Genomic DNA, 415 nt, shown 5'->3' with positions numbered 1-415 from the left:
AAATGCTGTCGGTCAAACCTTTATCAAGGCAGCGACTGACTCGTACAGTCGGTTTGAAACTTGGTGCTGATGGTTGGATCACCTGTTTTGTGCGCGGTATTCTGTGTAACTTGATGGTGTGTCTAGGCGTGATTGGCAACCTTTCTGCACGTACTGTTGCAGGTAAAATTGCGGCAATGTGGCTACCTATCTTTATCTTCTTTGCGTTGGTTTTCGAGCACGCGGTGGTGAACATGTTCCTGTTCCCGCTAGGTATGATGCTGGGTGCGGATTTTTGGTATCGCGACTTGGTTGAACTTCAACCTGATCCCAACCATTCTTGGTAACATCGTAGGTGGCTTGCTGTTCACTTGTATTCCTCTGTACCTGACTCATGCGAAAACAGCCCCAGACAATTGATGTGACTGAAAAGCAA

At 47.2% G+C, this 415-nt stretch carries 1 pseudogene; it reads left to right on the top strand.

Going from position 1 to position 415, the window contains the following annotated elements:
• Positions 1–399 (top strand): annotated as a pseudogene (locus CIK04_RS29690) (formate/nitrite transporter family protein); the annotation flags it as partial.
• Positions 400–415 lie beyond the last annotated feature (16 nt).

Source organism: Vibrio sp. 03_296 (assembly GCF_002265885.1).
The sequence above is the reverse complement of the archived record's forward strand: the minus strand, read 5'-3'. Positions and strand labels throughout refer to the sequence as shown.